Here is a 622-nt window from a genome sequence, read left to right as displayed (position 1 = left end):
GCACATCGGAAGCGATGGCTGGGAGCCAGCCGCCGAAGGTGGGGCAGATGATTGGGGTGAAGTCGTAACAAGGTAGCCGTATCGGAAGGTGCGGCTGGATCACCTCCTTTCTATGGAGTATCGGATGGCGATGATCATCCATACCAATCTATGCACAGTTCACTCGTTGTCAGTTTTGAAAGAGCAAAAGCTCTTTCGCATGAGAAGATGAGCTTCCAATCTTTACAGGTTGATCAAGACATCCGATCATGATATGATGATCTTCCGCTGATGAGGCGGAGATATGAAATTGCTTTTCATTCTATTGAATGAGTATCGAATCGAATGTGCTTCATATTCGTTTCGATGTTTAGGTAAGAATGAAAACAATGATTTGTTCCTTGAAAACTGGATAGCGAAAAAGTGTTAAGGCAATGCAAGTGTAGTCATTGGTGATACGCAAGTATCACTACCTATACTAGATGTTAAGCGAGGATATATTTTGGGTGAGCGACTTTTACGCGAACCAACATATATTTCTTGCACGAGCGAACATTTTGGTATGACCGACTTTTACGCGACAGCGTACGGAGGGTATGCCAAAATGAGAGCGAGGATAAGCTAGTAAGGGCACACGGAGGAT

General features: G+C 44.4%; 1 rRNA gene. It reads left to right on the top strand.

The annotated features are described in order from the left end of the window. Positions 1-110: ribosomal RNA gene (locus ACFPXP_RS02805) — 16S ribosomal RNA — on the top strand; the annotation flags it as partial. Positions 111-622: the final 512 nt, after the last annotated feature.

It is taken from the genome of Marinicrinis lubricantis, from assembly GCF_042658665.1.
Taxonomy (GTDB): domain Bacteria; phylum Bacillota; class Bacilli; order Paenibacillales; family KCTC-33676; genus Marinicrinis; species Marinicrinis lubricantis.
Note: the sequence above shows the minus strand (reverse complement) of the source record. Positions and strands in the feature narration are given on the sequence as shown.